Source organism: Bacillus sp. AR4-2, assembly GCF_008274865.1.
GTDB lineage: Bacteria > Bacillota > Bacilli > Bacillales > Bacillaceae_G > Bacillus_A > Bacillus_A cereus.
The window spans coordinates 4940568-4955246 of sequence record NZ_CP031062.1; the positions used below are offsets into that span (position 1 = coordinate 4940568).

Consider the following 14679-nt stretch of genomic DNA (forward strand, 5'->3'; position numbering starts at 1 on the left):
CCCACTCTCCTCATGGTTTCATTGACAAAGCTGCTTGCAAGATAGCTTCTCCATTACAAAGTCCGTAATGAACAGATTGAATGACATCAACAGGTATCCCTTTATCCTTACATAATTCTTTCATTTTCGGTAATAAATAACGTACTTGCGGTCCAAGTAAAAGGACATCAGCTTTATCAATATGACTATTCACTTCAGAACCTGATACTGCCCAGATTGTTACTTCTATCCCTCTTGTCTCTGCTGCTTTCTCCATCTTTGTAACAATCAAACTGGAAGACATTCCCGCTGCACAGCAAAGTAAAATATTCATTCTGCTTCCCTCCCCTTTTTTCTCTACCTAAATTATGGTGCACTCCTTGCCACCACTAGGTTACAAATATATATGTCTAGATTTCCTGCTGTATGCCGAGCTTAAAAACAAAAATTTCTTGGTTTTCGCGCTATTCCATCTATCCGTATTCTCCTAGTAAAGAGAACTCTAACTCGCTATAATGATTCAGTATGACTTTTTTTAATTGATAGGAGGATATATTTATGAAGGCATATCGCTTTCCACTTATTTTATTATCTTCTATCCTAATTGGTGGTTTCATTGGTTATTTCATGGGTGCCGATGCAGTTGCTTTAAAGCCGCTTGGTGACATTTTCTTAAACTTAATGTTTACGATTGTTGTACCTCTAGTGTTCTTTAGCATCGCATCGTCTATTGCTAATATGGATGGATTAAAACGTTTCGGTAAAATTATGTCTAGTATGGCTGGGACTTTCTTATTTACAAGTATTTTAGCTGCTATTTTTATGATTATTGTCGTGAAAGTATTCCCGCCAGCACAAGGTGTTGTACTAGAACTAACACAACCTGACAAAGCCGGCAAAGCTGTTAGTGTTGCAGATCAAATCGTCGGTATTTTAACAGTATCTGACTTCTCGAAGTTACTATCTCGTGAAAATATGTTAGCTCTTATTTTCTTCTCTATCTTAATGGGGATTGCAACTTCAGCAGTTGGCGAAAAAGGAAAGCCATTCGCTACATTCCTACAAGCTGGTGCAGAGATTTCAATGAAGGTTGTATCTTTCATTATGTACTACGCTCCAATCGGACTTGCTGCTTACTTCGCAGCATTAGTTGGCGAATTCGGACCACAACTTCTTGGAACTTACTTCCGAGCAGCAATGGTATACTATCCTGCTTCTCTAATTTATTTCTTTGTATTCTTCACATTCTATGCATACCTTGCAGGTCGCAAACAAGGTGTACAAGTATTTTGGAAGAACATGGTCTCTCCTACAGTTACATCACTTGCAACTTGTAGTAGTGCCGCAAGTATTCCAGCGAACTTAGAAGCAACGAAGAAAATGGGTATTTCTTCAGACGTTCGTGAAACAGTTGTCCTTCTTGGTTCTACACTTCATAAAGACGGCTCTGTTTTAGGTGGCGTATTAAAAATTGCTTTCTTATTCGGTATTTTCAACATGGAATTCGAAGGACCGAAAACATTAGCAATCGCACTTGTTGTTTCTCTATTAGTAGGAACAGTAATGGGTGCTATTCCCGGCGGCGGTATGATCGGTGAAATGTTAATTGTATCTCTATACGGTTTCCCGCCAGAAGCACTGCCAATTATCGCAGCAATTAGTACAATCATTGATCCACCTGCAACGATGTTAAACGTAACAGCAGATAACGCTTGTGCGGTAATGACAGCTCGCCTTGTAGAAGGTAAGAATTGGATCAAAAACAAATTTGCTTAATAGAAAGAGGATGCTCGTTTAGAGCATCCTCTTTCTTTCGTTATTTGTTGATAAGTTGATAGCTCCTCTCGCCACAAATTTGTTACAATCTTCACAAATATTCCACATCCATTATCCATTCTCCGTACTATAATCATGTATGGAAAAGGAGATGAACACGATGACACAAAGCGCACCTGAATTTAAAGTTTTGCAAAGCATTGCATTTCTCGCTGTCGTTTTGCAAAGTTCGTTATTATATACAATGAAGCAAGGAAATGTCTTACTTGAGCAATCCCTCATTATGGGCATGCTATTTAATCTTGCAAAATTCTCAGCACCAGCATTCATATTTATCGTTGGATTTCACTTAATTCGTCACTATACGAAGCAATTAGTATATAAAGAATATATTTCTGAAAAAGCGACACACTTACTCATTCCTTATTTCTTTTGGTCTATTCTTTACTTATTAACAACAAATGATCTTATTACGTTACAAAGTGGAATAAAAAGTTTATTACTCGGAACAGCCGCGCCCCATCTTTGGTACGTTATTATGATGTTCCAAATTCACTTATTGTTCCCTTTACTATGCACACTTTTTTATTGGTTTCAAAAACGAACAGAAAATAAAAAAGACATATATAAATATATGACCTTTTTCGCTTGCCTATATTTTCTATTAATGTGGTTCTCTTCTCACTATATTTTTAATGGAGAAAAATTAACAAGTTCAACAATTTTACATTATACAGATCGATCATTTCTATTCTACTCATTCTATTTCGTTATGGGCGGCATCGCCGCTGTAGCACTAAAAACTTGGCGGCTATTCGTCATGAAACATATCCCGCTTATAACAATATTATTTTTCATCTTATTTTTATTCATCAATTATGAGTTGTTTAGTTTTTACGGAGCAAACTCTATTCATTTAACTGTTTCTACCTATTTAAAACCATCTATGTTTTTATATATCGTATGCGAAATTATCATACTGTATGTGTTATCTATTATGATAGTACAGCGTCGTGGTTTCTTATATAAAACGTTACGTTTCATTGGAAATTACACGTATGGTGCTTATTTAGCTCATTTATTCTTCTTGCAACTATGTACAAAACTTCTTTCCTTATTCACGCTGCAAGAAAATACTATATTATATACCCTATTACTATTTGTGTTAACGGCCATTATCTCTATTTCAACAATGGTCATTTGTAGCACAATACCATTTCATATTTGGATTACAGGGCCTTCTCCTACAACAAAGGTGAAATGGACGAAGGTTGTATTCCGAAAAAATCATAAAAAACTATTCAAGCCATATATTTGATATAATAATACGCATATAAAAAGAAAGCGAGAGACACCTATGATTAATCAAGTTGGACAAATTATGCTATATGTAAATAACCAAGACGAAACAGTACAATTTTGGACAGAAAAAGTAGGGTTCCAAATCATTGCGGAAGAAAATAACGGAAACGGATTCCGCTGGATTGAAATTGCACCGGCGAAAGAAGCAGGAACAAGCATCGTCCTTCACGATAAAGCGTTAATCGCGAAGATGCAACCTGAACTAAACCTAAATACACCTTCACTTATGTTCTTCTCAAATGACTTAGACCGTCTATATAAAGATCTTTCTGAGAAAAATGTCACAGTTGGACAGGTTGTAGATTTACCTACTGGTAGAGCATTCAACTTTGCTGATAATGAAAATAATTACTTTGCAGTAATGGAACGTAAATAAAAAATAAGCTATCCGAAAAAATCGGATAGCTTATTTCATCTTAAGAAACTTGTTCTACATTCGTTTCTCTATGCTGTATATGACTCGTAATCCAAGCAATTCCACCGGCAACAACGAGATAACATAACAATATTAAAATTTGCATTTGTAATTGCGACCAATCTCCTAAAGAAATAACATCTTGTAATCCTCTAAGAGAATGAGACATTGGGAGAAATTGTCCAATTTTACTAAGAACAGCTATATTTAATTCTCCTGGGAAAGTACCTCCGCTCGTCGCTAATTGCAGGACAAGAAGGGTTACCGCTAAGAACTTTCCAACAAGACCAAATACTGTTACTAGCATAAGAATAAATGTCATGAACGTAAAGGAAATAACAATACTTGATAAAACAAAAAGTGGCACACTTGCGACTTCTAATTTCATAACACCTAGCACAACTACATCTACGAGTAGCGCTTGAATAAGTCCAATTAAATATACCAATCCTAGTTTATTAATAAAATGTACCGTTCCGCTTACCTTCATATTTTGTCTGCGACCAAGCGGTAAAATATTCGATGCCATAATTCCGCCAACATAAAATGCAAGCGATAAGAAATATGGTGCAATACCTGAACCGTAATTAGGCACGTCAGAAACTGTTGACTTCACTAACTGAACTGGCTCTGAGAACATCGTATTGCGTGCATCATCATTACGAATATCCGCTATCTTCTCTGCGCCCTCTCCTAATTTCCTAGAAAGTTCTTTCGCACCATCATCAAGTTTAACAAGTCCGTTCGTTAACTGATCAGCACCATGATTCAGCTCTGTTCCGCCACTCGCAAGTTGATTTACACCTTCTTGTAATGATGTAAATCCAGCTCCCCATTTCGTAAATCCACTAGCTAAATTTGTAGCACCATCTGCTATTTTTTTCGTTCCAGCAGTAGCTTCATTTAACTTAACTCCGAATGTATTCATACCTTCTTCAACCTTATGCTGACCATTTGCAAGCTTCTGCGCACCTTGTGTTAATTGTTGTTGGCTATTATTTAAAATACTTGTTGCTTTAGCTAGTCCATCAGACGTAGCAACAATTTTTTGAAAAGCGGGATCTTGCTGCACTTCTGGATGATTTTTCACGTACTCTTCTAATTGTTGTTTTATACTATTAGCTGCACCATCCGCTTTTACTTGGCCTTCAGCAAGCTTCTCACTTCCGCTCACCCATTCATTTGTACCAGCACTTAATTCACTAACCCCTGATTGTAACGTTTTTTCACCTTGTGCTAATAACTCCATACCGCTATGAAGTGAAGTTGCTCCTTGACTTAGCTCATTCGCTCCGTCAGTTAAGGCTGATTTGCTAGAAGCAAGTTTTTCACTTCCCTCTTTCACTTTTGATGTCCCGTCACTTAAACGATGAATACCATCTGCAAGCTGATCTGCCCCATTTCTTGCATCTGTCGTTCCTTCATGTAACTTCCCAGCACCATTACTTGCATCACTCAACCCTTGTGCTAAGTCTTGAAACTTTGAAAACACACCTTCTGTATAAGATTTCGTAATACTATTTGAAATTTTTGTTTTCATATTTTCAACAGCTGTCGTTCCAATTTGCGCTGCTACAAAGTTTTTACCCGGATTTACTTTGTACTGCAATTGTGCTGGTTCTGGTTTCTCATCCATAAGTGTACTTACCTTTTTAGAGAAATCAGCTGGAATCGTAACAACCATATAGTACTTATCTTCTTTTAGCCCTTCATCAGCATTTTTTTCTGATACGAAATGAAAAGCCAGTTCTTTATTCTCCTTTAAATTTTTTACAAAATCGTCTCCTGCATGAATTGTTTTCTCATCCATCGCAGCACCTTTATCTAAATTCACAACCGCAACAGGTAATTTATCTAATTTTCCGTACGGATCCCAATATCCAGCTAAAAAGAATCCTGAATAAATTAACGGAACGATTAATAAAAAAATTAAAGCGATACGTCCATGTTTATGGTGCCACATCGCTTTCCAATCTTTAAATACAAGTTGAATTCCCTTCATGAAACATACTCCTTCTCCGAATTTAACACCATTAGAATGGTTTAACAGATTTACTATACACGTCACTTTCCATACTGTATAATACATCTTTAATTATTAATTCATTCCTTTTGGTCTATAGAAAGGAGACTCGAAATGGAACTGCTCCAGTTAAAATACTTTCAGACAGTCGCACGACTAGAACATATGACAAAGGCAGCTGAAGAATTGCATATCGCACAACCTTCACTCAGCAAAACAATAGCTAGACTCGAAAAGGATTTAGGCGTTCCTTTATTTGATCGCCAAGGTCGACAGATTACTTTAAATTCTTTCGGAAAAGTATTTTTAAAACGAGTAGAGCGTATTTTTCATGAATTAAGCGAAGGGGAACGAGAAATTAAAGATTTAGCCGAATTACAACAAAGCTCTATTACACTAGCCGTTTCTATTCCGAGAATATTACCAGAACTACTTGGCTCTTTTTTACTAGAACATCCTAACGTTCGGTTCCAACAATTTCTGGCATCCACTCCTTCTATGAAACGACAACTAGATAATATAGAAATTGACTTTTGTATCTCCTCTGTGCCAATTGAAGGAGAAGAAATTGTTTGGGAACCACTTATTACAGAAGAAATTTTCTTAGTCGTCCCTTCAGGCCATCGTTTATCAGGCCGAGAAAATATCCACCTCCATGAAGTAAAGGACGAACCGTTCATTAGTATGAACACTGGTTATGGATTTCGACACTTAACGGATGAATTTTGTAAAGAAGCTGGTTTCACTCCACATATTGCTTTTGAAGTCGATGAACCGACCGTGATTAGCGACCTCATTAAGCAAGGTCTCGGCATCGCTTTTGTTCCAAGTTTAACTTTATTAAAAAACTCTACTTTAGCATCGAGCAAGTTGCGTATTATTGAACCCACTTGTCAGCGAACCATCGGATTAAGTTGGTCAAAAAAACGCTACTTATCAAAAACAGCTCAGCAATTCCGTGAATTCGTGATTGACTACTTCTCTAATATTAGGACGTAAAATTATATGAACAAATAAAAGGTGCCACCCTCATATGGTGGCACCTCTTATTGTTCACTCTTCTTTAATTCCATTTCAGCTAAAAGTGGTAGTACGTTATCAAAAATATGCGTATTATTATTTTCACCTGTTACATATCCACCGTAATATCTACTAAATACGTTGTCATTTCGGAATGTGGCCATATGATCATACAATTCCTTCGCAAACTTTGTATCACCTGTTTGTAGTACGTACAAAATCGTTAGTCCATACGCGGCCGGCGATTCATAATTCACAGTTTGTTTTCCCGTTTCTAAATTGTAACGACCGTATAGCTTTCCATCCTCCTGGAACTTCTTTTTTATAAATTCCAAATAAGCAGCTGATGAAAGACCACCTAAACTTCGATGATATGCAACGTATGATTGGTCAATAAGATTCACTTCTTTATCGTACGTAAATGTACCATCTTCTTTATACTCTTTTGGGAATGCCCAGCCATGCCTTGGATAATCTGCTAAAAATTGAACGACTTCCTGATATTGCTGAGCAGAAACTTTGCCGTACTTCTTCATATAGGAGAATGCACGCGGATTTATGTATGATGTTGTTACAAAATTATTTTGTTTCCCTGCATCTGCATCATAATAATCAACATAATAATTATCTTTTTTATTATAACGAAGTACAGCATCACTTAATTGATCGGCAAGGTTTTTATAACGCTCTTCCTTATACATTTCATAAGCACGATATAATTGTTCTATAATACGAAGATCATCTATAAGTGCATTTGTAGCTGACTGTCTCTCTCCCTTTTCAGAGAGTTTCCATAAAACGATATGATTCTTATATATGAAATTATCTTGAATAACCTTTACTTGCTCATCAAATAACGCCTGATCATCTTTATCAAGTGTATACTGTAACCATAATCCCGCCGATTCTGATAAAGCTTCACGTCCCTTAGCTTCACCCGTACCTGCCTTAGTATCTACTAAACGATACGTGGCAAGTGTTCCATTGTCATTCACCATATGTCTTAAAATAAAATTTTCTGTACGGTTTCCTTGTAAAGCTGACCAAAATACAATTCCACCTAAAGCGATTAAGAAGATAACTCCAATCCCTATATATAAACGTTTCCGCAATCTTTTCACCTCCCTAGTAAGGCTAACCTTAATTTTATCAGAACATACATAAATTTAAAAAAGACAATCTATTAGATTGTCTCCCCCCATTTCTATCCCTCGCAAACCTCTTTAGAAGGTTTATATAGCGATTGTACAAGTCGATCATATTCACGACGTGTAATTTCTTTATTATATAGCTTCAATAATAAATCTCTATGCTCTTTTGAAAATGCCATCTTTTTAATGACTTCAGGATACATAAAACACCCTCTCCATTTCACATAAACTTCTTCATTCTAAAAACAGAACTTATGTTCGCATAAAAGATTATAAAAGATTCCTGAGCAAAAAACAAACAAAACATGACCAACTATTTATTTCTTTCTATTCAAAATATTACAACATTATATTATCATATTCACTTTTTAAATACATATATATTTTTGGTAGTTTTTTTGAATAAATCTTCCAATTCAATCAGAAAATAATGGCAAAAAAGAAGAGGAGTTTACATATGGATACGGTAACATTAGCAAGAGCATTTTTCGGTTCTTCATTAGCATTCCACATTATCTTTGCAACACTTGGGGTCGGACTTTCATTGATGATTTTTATAAGCGAAATACTCTATCACTGGAAGAAAGACTCCGACTATGCCATTATGGCGAAAAGATGGACAAAGGCGTTTGCTATTCTTCTCGGTGTAGCAATTCCAACTGGAACAATCGTTGGTGTGCAAATCTCACTTCTTTGGCCTGGTTTCGCCAAAATTGTTGGGCAAGTTATTTCTGTTCCCTTCCAAATTGAGATTTTCGCCTTCTTTTTGGAGGCTTTATTCATGTCGATTTACGTATATGCAGCCGATAAACTTCCTCCATTTATGAGATTAATCTCGCTATTTTTCGTCATGCTTGGTGCCACGGCATCCGCCGTGCTTATTACATCAGCAAATACATGGATGAATACACCAGCAGGCTTTTCAATGAATCCAGATGGATCTGTTTTTAACGTTGATCCTTGGAAAGCTTTCTTTAATCCGAGTTTTGGTACAAGTGCATTCCATGTCGTTATTACGGCTTATGCAACTGGTGCGGCTGTCATTGCTTCTATCGCTGGATTTAAATTATTGAAGAAAAATTTAAGTACACGTGAAATTGCTTATCATAAAAAAGGGCTGCTATTAGGGCTTGTCGTTACATTTATTACAGGCGCTACGATGTGGCTTTCAGGACATGAATCAGCGATCGCCTTACATAAACACTCACCTGAAAAACTTGCATCTGCTGAAGCTTTATTTGAAACGACATCACACGCACCGCTATCCATTGGCGGAGTTGTGGATCCCAATACACTTGAACTAAACTATGCACTTGAAATTCCCAACATGCTTAGCTTATTAGTGGGACTAGACCCTAGCACTGTCGTAAAAGGTCTAAAGGAATTTCCCCAAGAAACATGGCCACCATTTTATACACATACACTATTCAACTTAATGGTCGGCACCGCTGCGTTTACCTTTGCAGTTGCAGCAATTGCGCTCTTATATTGGTACTTCGTTTACCGAAAAAAGGGAACAGAACTACCGAAGTGGCTACTTTGGGGGGCTGCCGCATGCGGACCAATTATGATGCTCGGTATTGAATTCGGATGGATTTTCAGTTGTAGCGGTCGTCAACCATGGACAATTTATGGTATGCAACGTACCGTCGATGCATCTACACGCGCCGATTTCGTCGGTCCTTTATTTGTTTTGTTCATCATTTTATATATTGGACTCGCTATTTTAACAGTCATTGTTCTACGGACATTCTTTAGAAGACATCCATTAAAGAATGATTTACAACACCAAGGAGGCGATTCTCATGCATGAGGAAAGTATTGCAATCATCATCTTATGGGCCCTTATTTTCGTATACAGTATACTAGGGTCCATTGATTTTGGAGCTGGTTTTTGGGGCATGGTATACGCAAAACATCCGACGCTCGCTGCTAAACTTGCGAATCGGTACTTATCACCAACTTGGGAGGTAACAAATACGTTTCTCGTCTTCGTCGTTGTCGCATTTCTCGGCTTCTTTCCGAAAGCGGCCTTTACTCTTGCGACAGTAATGTTCGTACCAGTTATGTTAATTTTAGTGCTCGTTGCAGTACGTAGTACGTTTATGGTATTTGCTTACTCCTTGCCAAAATATCAGTACCTTCTTCGGGTTATTTCAGGTATTACTGGTCTCTTAATTCCAGCACTATTAATTACCGTTTTACCCGTTACAGAGGGAGCCTATATTACAATGTCTGAAGGAAAAGAAGTACTCCTGTATGGAAAACTTCTTTCTAGCCCGGTTATCTACTGTTATATGCTTTTCGGACTAACGTCTGAACTATTTCTCTCCTCTCTCTTTCTTGCTGATTTTGCGAGAGAACAAAGTTCAGAAGATACGTATAGAATTTATAGAAGAAATGCTATCATTCTTGGTCCTGCAACGCTCGTTACAGCAATCATCGCCCTCGTTGTAATGGACCCAGAAACACATTGGCTTATGCAAGGATTAATAAAGCAATTCCCGTGGTTTACAGTTTCTATTGTTTTATTCGTTATCGGATACTCGTCCCTTTGGTGGACAAACAAAAAATACAATACACTAGGATACCCTCGCATTGCCGTTTTAGCTGTCGTCGCTCAATATGCATTTGCAAGCTACGCTTACGGTGTCGCGCATTTACCGTATATTATTTATCCTGACGTAACTGTATTTACAAGCTTCACAACGACAGAAACGTTCTATGCACTGCTCATTCTATACGCAATTGGGATTGCAATTTTATTACCAGGATTTATTTTCTTCTGGAATTTATTCTTGAAGGATCGTACTTTTTTGAAGGAAAAATAATATAGTCTTGGAGTCTGTCCCAAAAGGCATTTTGGAATAGACTCCTTTTGTCATGTTTTGTCGATAAGTCGATATATTTTAAAAATCGCTGATATATTTTGAGTTGCGCCGATATATCTCCATAATCGCTGATATATTTTGAGTTGCGCCGATATATCTCCATAATCGCTGATATATTTTAAGTTGCGCCGATATATCTCCATAATCGCTGATATATTTTAAGTTGCGCCGATATATCTCCATAATCGCTGATATATTTTAAGTTGCGTCAATATATCTCCATAATCGCCCATATAAATTTCATTTACTATTTTACTGCCCCAATAATTTATAGACTCCTCTCATAATAGTTATTTCACTATTCGTGACACTTGTCCTTTAGCTTGAAAAACACATATTCGCTTCATCTCGTTATACGTCTAGTTCTTCTTATTTTTTGCTGAATATACTACCAATATAAACTTGAGACAAGCTACATCTGTTCAAGGGAAAATAGAAAGGTAGGCAAAATATGAGCATTGAAATATGGATTACTATTATTGTATTCTTCTTAACGATGATCGTTATCTTTTGGCGGCCTCGAGGTTTGAATGAGGCGTGGCCAGCAGCAATCGGAGCTGGTATCATCATAATTACTGGACTTGTATCAAAACCAGACGTCATGGATATTATAAGTAAAATTGGCGGTGCTTCCATAACAATATTAGCGACCATCGTCATGGCAGTTATATTAGAAAGCTTCGGCTTCTTCCATTGGTCCGCAGCGAAACTGGCAAATCTAGCGAAAGGTTCTGGACGCCGTCTATACTGGTATATTCAATTATTATGTTTTCTTATGACTCTTTTATTTAATAACGACGGTAGTATTTTAATTACAACTCCCATTTTAATTCTTCTTCTAAAAAACCTTCAATTAAAACCACATCAACAAATTCCTTATTTATTAAGCGGAGCTTTAATCGCTACCGCATCTAGTGCACCAATTGGTGTAAGTAATATCGTAAACTTAATTGCATTAAATATCGTTAATATGACTCTTTATATGCATACTGCTATGATGTTTGTACCTGCAACATTAGGCTTATTATTTATGTCATGGCTCATGTATACAGTTTTGAAGAAAAAACTTCCGAAAAAATTACCTGTTTCTTCATATGATATTGAAGAAATTTTCTTCACGAAAAACTTCCATCCACTAAAAGGAAATAATTCTGTTGATACGAAACAAAAACGGACAAGATTCATGTTAAAAGTATTAGGTTTCGTCTTCCTGATGCGCTGTCTTCTATTCGTTGCATCCTTCTTATCCATCCCAATTGAAATCGTTGCAGTACTTGGTTCACTCGTTCTTCTCATTTGGAGATGGTACTACTTACGAACAAACCCTGTCGACATTTTGAAAAAGACACCGTGGCACATTTTAATTTTCGCCTTCTCTATGTACGTCATTATTTACGGACTCCACAACGCAGGATTAACAGCTGCACTTGTACAATGGCTCGAGCCAATTGTGAATCAGCATCTACTCTATGCTAGCTTTGCAATGGGCGGACTTGTATCCATCCTCTCTAACGTCTTCAATAACCATCCTGCCCTTATGATTGGTACAATCACATTAACAGAAATGGGACTAGATCCAGTCACATTAAAAACAATCTATCTTGCAAACATCATTGGTAGTGACATCGGTTCACTATTACTACCAATTGGTACACTAGCTTCACTCATTTGGATGTATATTCTGAAACAAAACAAAATTAAAGTAAAATGGAAAGACTATTTAAGTGTATCCCTTATCGTTATCCCGCTCACAACAGTCGTCACACTATTCCTCTTATTCTACTGGGTACATCTCTTCTTTGCCTTATAAACAACAGAATCCCCATTTGCTACCGTCTTAGCAAATGGGGATTCTTCTATAATAAAGTTAGGTACTACAGTGTGATCAATCAAGTAAAGAGGTGTAACGTGTTATTGATATAAATGACTACCAGCTTCTTTAAATTCTTCTGCTTTCTCTTTCATTCCTTTTTCAATTGCTTCTGTCGTTTCTAAATCATTTTCTTTTGCATATTCACGAATATCATGTGAAATTCTCATACTACAAAACTTCGGTCCACACATTGAACAGAAGTGAGCTGTCTTTGCCCCTTCTGCAGGCAACGTTTCATCGTGATATTCCATCGCACGTTCAGGATCTAAAGATAAATTAAATTGATCGCGCCAACGGAATTCGAAACGTGCTTTTGAAAGTGCATCATCACGCTGATGAGCCGTTTTATGTCCTTTCGCAAGATCAGCCGCATGCGCTGCAATTTTGTACGTAATAACACCCGTGCGTACATCATCTTTGTTTGGCAAACCTAAATGTTCTTTCGGCGTTACATAACAAAGCATCGCCGTTCCAAACCAACCGATCATCGCAGCTCCAATTGCCGATGTAATATGGTCATAACCTGGTGCAATATCTGTCGTTAGTGGCCCAAGTGTATAAAACGGCGCGCCCTGACAAATATCAAGCTCTTTCTCCATATTCTCTTTAATTAAGTGCATCGGTACGTGTCCAGGTCCTTCGATCATAACTTGCACATCATGTTTCCAAGCAATTTTCGTTAATTCACCAAGTGTTTCAAGCTCAGAGAATTGTGCTTCGTCATTTGCATCTGCAATCGATCCTGGACGTAATCCATCTCCAAGAGAGAACGAAACATCGTACTGCTTCATAATTTCACAAATCTCTTCAAAATGAGTATATAGGAAGTTTTCTTTATGATGGAATAAACACCACTGCGCCATAATCGAACCACCACGCGAAACGATACCTGTCGTACGCTTTGCAGTAATTGGAATGTAACGAAGCAATACACCAGCGTGAATCGTAAAGTAATCAACGCCTTGCTCCGCTTGCTCAATTAACGTATCACGGTACACTTCCCATGTTAAATCTTCTGCAATTCCGTTTACTTTTTCCAGCGCTTGATAGATCGGTACAGTTCCAACTGGTACAGGCGCATTACGAATAATCCACTCACGCGTCGTATGAATGTTTTTACCTGTAGATAAATCCATAATCGTATCTGCACCCCAGCGCGTTGCCCACGTCATCTTCTCTACTTCTTCTGCAATAGAAGAAGATACAGCAGAGTTTCCGATATTTGCATTTACCTTCACGTGGAAATTACGCCCGATAATCATCGGTTCTGCTTCTGGATGATTAATATTCGCTGGTAAAATAGCGCGGCCTTCTGCGATTTCCTTACGAACAAACTCCGGCTCTACTCCTTCACGAATTGCAACGTATTCCATCTCAGACGTAATAATGCCATTACGCGCATAATGCATTTGCGTAACATTTGCACCTTGCTTCGCTCTAAGCGGCTGGCGATCCATTTGCGGGAAAACAGGTGTATGTTTCGAAGCCACTTTCACACCATCATCCTCTGGTTTCACCTCGCGCCCTTCATATGCCTCTACATCCCCGCGCTCCATGATCCAAGAATGACGCGGCGTTGGAATTCCCTTTTCCAGCTCCACTTTATACGCCGGATCCGTATAAGGACCGCTCGTATCATACACACGGACTGGAGGATTTGGGATGCCGTTCGTTTCGCTTTGTTCAATCTCACGCATCGGCACTTTCATGCCTGCGCGTGGTCCATCCACATATACTTTCTTACTCCCTGGTAAACTCGATTTCAATTCAATTTGCTCAGCTGAAACAGACTGTTTCATAACCTTTGTTGCCTCCCCTGTTCGTGACAAGGACGAGATATGGCCAGCGCATGCCAAAATAAAAAGAGCCAGGTCCATAAAAAAATAAGGACCTGGCTCATAAAAGACATCATTATGTAAAGCCGTTAACTTCCCTACGCTGGTACGAGCCAGATCAGGTCCAAAGGGTTAAGAAGATCACGCGCTTCTCTCTCAGCCTACGCATACGTTAGGCACCCCTAGTTTATCACTGATTTAATTTTCAATACTTTCCCATCATACACGATAATCTGAAAAATGCAAAGGTTATTTCTTTTTCTCTTTATGGAATCATCCACGTTAAATAATATGCTTGAACATACGTTATAATACCAACAATAATTACGAAGAACACCCTATTGTAAAAATAGT

The 14679-nt window shown here is 37.8% G+C and carries 12 protein-coding genes, 1 pseudogene and 1 riboswitch; of the genes and pseudogenes, 7 read left to right on the forward strand and 6 right to left on the reverse strand.

Features of this window, described 5'->3' with window-relative positions; genetic code table 11:
* Positions 1-10: 10 nt before the first annotated feature.
* Positions 11-313, reverse strand: coding sequence for a PTS sugar transporter subunit IIB (locus DN399_RS25655; RefSeq protein WP_001023557.1), 303 nt, complete (start codon positions 311-313; stop codon positions 11-13).
* 224 nt (positions 314-537) lie between these two features.
* Here DN399_RS25655 and DN399_RS25660 point away from each other — a divergent pair, with 224 nt between their 5' ends.
* The 3 genes from DN399_RS25660 (at position 538) to DN399_RS25670 (ending at position 3493) form a co-directional block, all read left to right on the forward strand.
* Positions 538-1755 carry a dicarboxylate/amino acid:cation symporter gene (locus DN399_RS25660; RefSeq protein WP_000649376.1) on the forward strand — a complete coding sequence of 406 codons (1218 nt, stop codon included), beginning with the start codon at positions 538-540 and terminating at the stop codon, positions 1753-1755.
* A 160-nt stretch (positions 1756-1915) separates the two neighbouring features.
* Positions 1916-3073 carry an acyltransferase gene (locus DN399_RS25665; RefSeq protein WP_000194290.1) on the forward strand — a complete coding sequence of 386 codons (1158 nt, stop codon included), beginning with the start codon at positions 1916-1918 and terminating at the stop codon, positions 3071-3073.
* Between the two features lie 39 nt (positions 3074-3112).
* Entirely contained in the window at positions 3113-3493 is a 381-nt protein-coding gene (locus DN399_RS25670; protein WP_000610162.1) for a VOC family protein, read from the forward strand.
* Positions 3494-3533: 40 nt separating this feature from the next.
* Here DN399_RS25670 and DN399_RS25675 read toward each other — a convergent pair whose 3' ends face one another.
* Positions 3534-5534 (reverse strand): YhgE/Pip domain-containing protein, encoded by a 2001-nt coding sequence (locus DN399_RS25675; RefSeq protein ID WP_000676364.1) that lies wholly within the window; start codon positions 5532-5534, stop codon positions 3534-3536.
* 135 nt (positions 5535-5669) lie between these two features.
* On the opposite strand from DN399_RS25675, the gene DN399_RS25680 reads away from it, so the two are divergent.
* Positions 5670-6554 carry a LysR family transcriptional regulator gene (locus DN399_RS25680; RefSeq protein ID WP_000421926.1) on the forward strand — a complete coding sequence of 295 codons (885 nt, stop codon included), beginning with the start codon at positions 5670-5672 and terminating at the stop codon, positions 6552-6554.
* A 47-nt stretch (positions 6555-6601) separates the two neighbouring features.
* Here the strand turns inward: DN399_RS25680 and DN399_RS25685 are convergent, their stop codons facing one another.
* Complete coding sequence (locus DN399_RS25685; protein WP_001231662.1) at positions 6602-7687, reverse strand: hypothetical protein; 1086 nt, start codon at positions 7685-7687, stop codon at positions 6602-6604.
* A gap of 92 nt (positions 7688-7779) precedes the next feature.
* A complete protein-coding gene (locus DN399_RS28200; RefSeq protein ID WP_000283179.1) occupies positions 7780-7929 on the reverse strand; it encodes a hypothetical protein in 150 nt (49 codons plus the stop codon).
* Between the two features lie 254 nt (positions 7930-8183).
* Between DN399_RS28200 and cydA the strand changes: the two genes are divergently transcribed.
* From cydA to DN399_RS25700, 3 genes are all read left to right on the forward strand, one after another.
* On the forward strand, positions 8184-9539 hold the full coding sequence (gene cydA, locus DN399_RS25690; protein ID WP_000381978.1) for a cytochrome ubiquinol oxidase subunit I: 1356 nt from the start codon (positions 8184-8186) through the stop codon (positions 9537-9539).
* The gene (locus DN399_RS25695; protein WP_000544187.1) at positions 9532-10557 is read left to right on the forward strand and encodes a cytochrome d ubiquinol oxidase subunit II; all 1026 of its coding nucleotides are present in this window, start codon (positions 9532-9534) and stop codon (positions 10555-10557) included. Before cydA ends, DN399_RS25695 begins: the two co-directional genes overlap by 8 nt.
* Before the next feature lie 511 nt (positions 10558-11068).
* Positions 11069-12427, forward strand: a complete 1359-nt coding sequence (locus tag DN399_RS25700; protein WP_000021123.1) for an arsenic transporter — start codon at positions 11069-11071, stop codon at positions 12425-12427.
* A gap of 101 nt (positions 12428-12528) precedes the next feature.
* On the opposite strand, the gene thiC is transcribed toward DN399_RS25700, so the two are convergent.
* Together thiC and DN399_RS28775 are read right to left on the reverse strand one after the other, a co-directional pair.
* The gene (thiC, locus tag DN399_RS25705; protein ID WP_000814450.1) at positions 12529-14289 is read right to left on the reverse strand and encodes a phosphomethylpyrimidine synthase ThiC; all 1761 of its coding nucleotides are present in this window, start codon (positions 14287-14289) and stop codon (positions 12529-12531) included.
* Positions 14290-14403: 114 nt separating this feature from the next.
* Positions 14404-14519: riboswitch (TPP riboswitch) on the reverse strand.
* A 71-nt stretch (positions 14520-14590) separates the two neighbouring features.
* Positions 14591-14662: pseudogene (locus DN399_RS28775) on the reverse strand (L-lactate permease); the annotation flags it as partial.
* Positions 14663-14679: the final 17 nt, after the last annotated feature.

What these genes read in the sequence shown, in the direction of transcription:
- DN399_RS25655 (WP_001023557.1), bottom strand. Translation starts at nt 313, where the DNA reads ATGAATATTTTACTTTGCTGTGCAGCGGGAATGTCTTCCAGTTTGATT.
- DN399_RS25670 (WP_000610162.1), top strand. Translation starts at nt 3,113, where the DNA reads ATGATTAATCAAGTTGGACAAATTATGCTATATGTAAATAACCAAGAC.
- DN399_RS25660 (WP_000649376.1), top strand. Translation starts at nt 538, where the DNA reads ATGAAGGCATATCGCTTTCCACTTATTTTATTATCTTCTATCCTAATT.
- thiC (WP_000814450.1), bottom strand. Translation starts at nt 14,289, where the DNA reads ATGAAACAGTCTGTTTCAGCTGAGCAAATTGAATTGAAATCGAGTTTA.
- DN399_RS28200 (WP_000283179.1), bottom strand. Translation starts at nt 7,929, where the DNA reads ATGTATCCTGAAGTCATTAAAAAGATGGCATTTTCAAAAGAGCATAGA.
- DN399_RS25665 (WP_000194290.1), top strand. Translation starts at nt 1,916, where the DNA reads ATGACACAAAGCGCACCTGAATTTAAAGTTTTGCAAAGCATTGCATTT.
- DN399_RS25675 (WP_000676364.1), bottom strand. Translation starts at nt 5,534, where the DNA reads ATGAAGGGAATTCAACTTGTATTTAAAGATTGGAAAGCGATGTGGCAC.
- cydA (WP_000381978.1), top strand. Translation starts at nt 8,184, where the DNA reads ATGGATACGGTAACATTAGCAAGAGCATTTTTCGGTTCTTCATTAGCA.
- DN399_RS25680 (WP_000421926.1), top strand. Translation starts at nt 5,670, where the DNA reads ATGGAACTGCTCCAGTTAAAATACTTTCAGACAGTCGCACGACTAGAA.
- DN399_RS25695 (WP_000544187.1), top strand. Translation starts at nt 9,532, where the DNA reads ATGCATGAGGAAAGTATTGCAATCATCATCTTATGGGCCCTTATTTTC.
- DN399_RS25700 (WP_000021123.1), top strand. Translation starts at nt 11,069, where the DNA reads ATGAGCATTGAAATATGGATTACTATTATTGTATTCTTCTTAACGATG.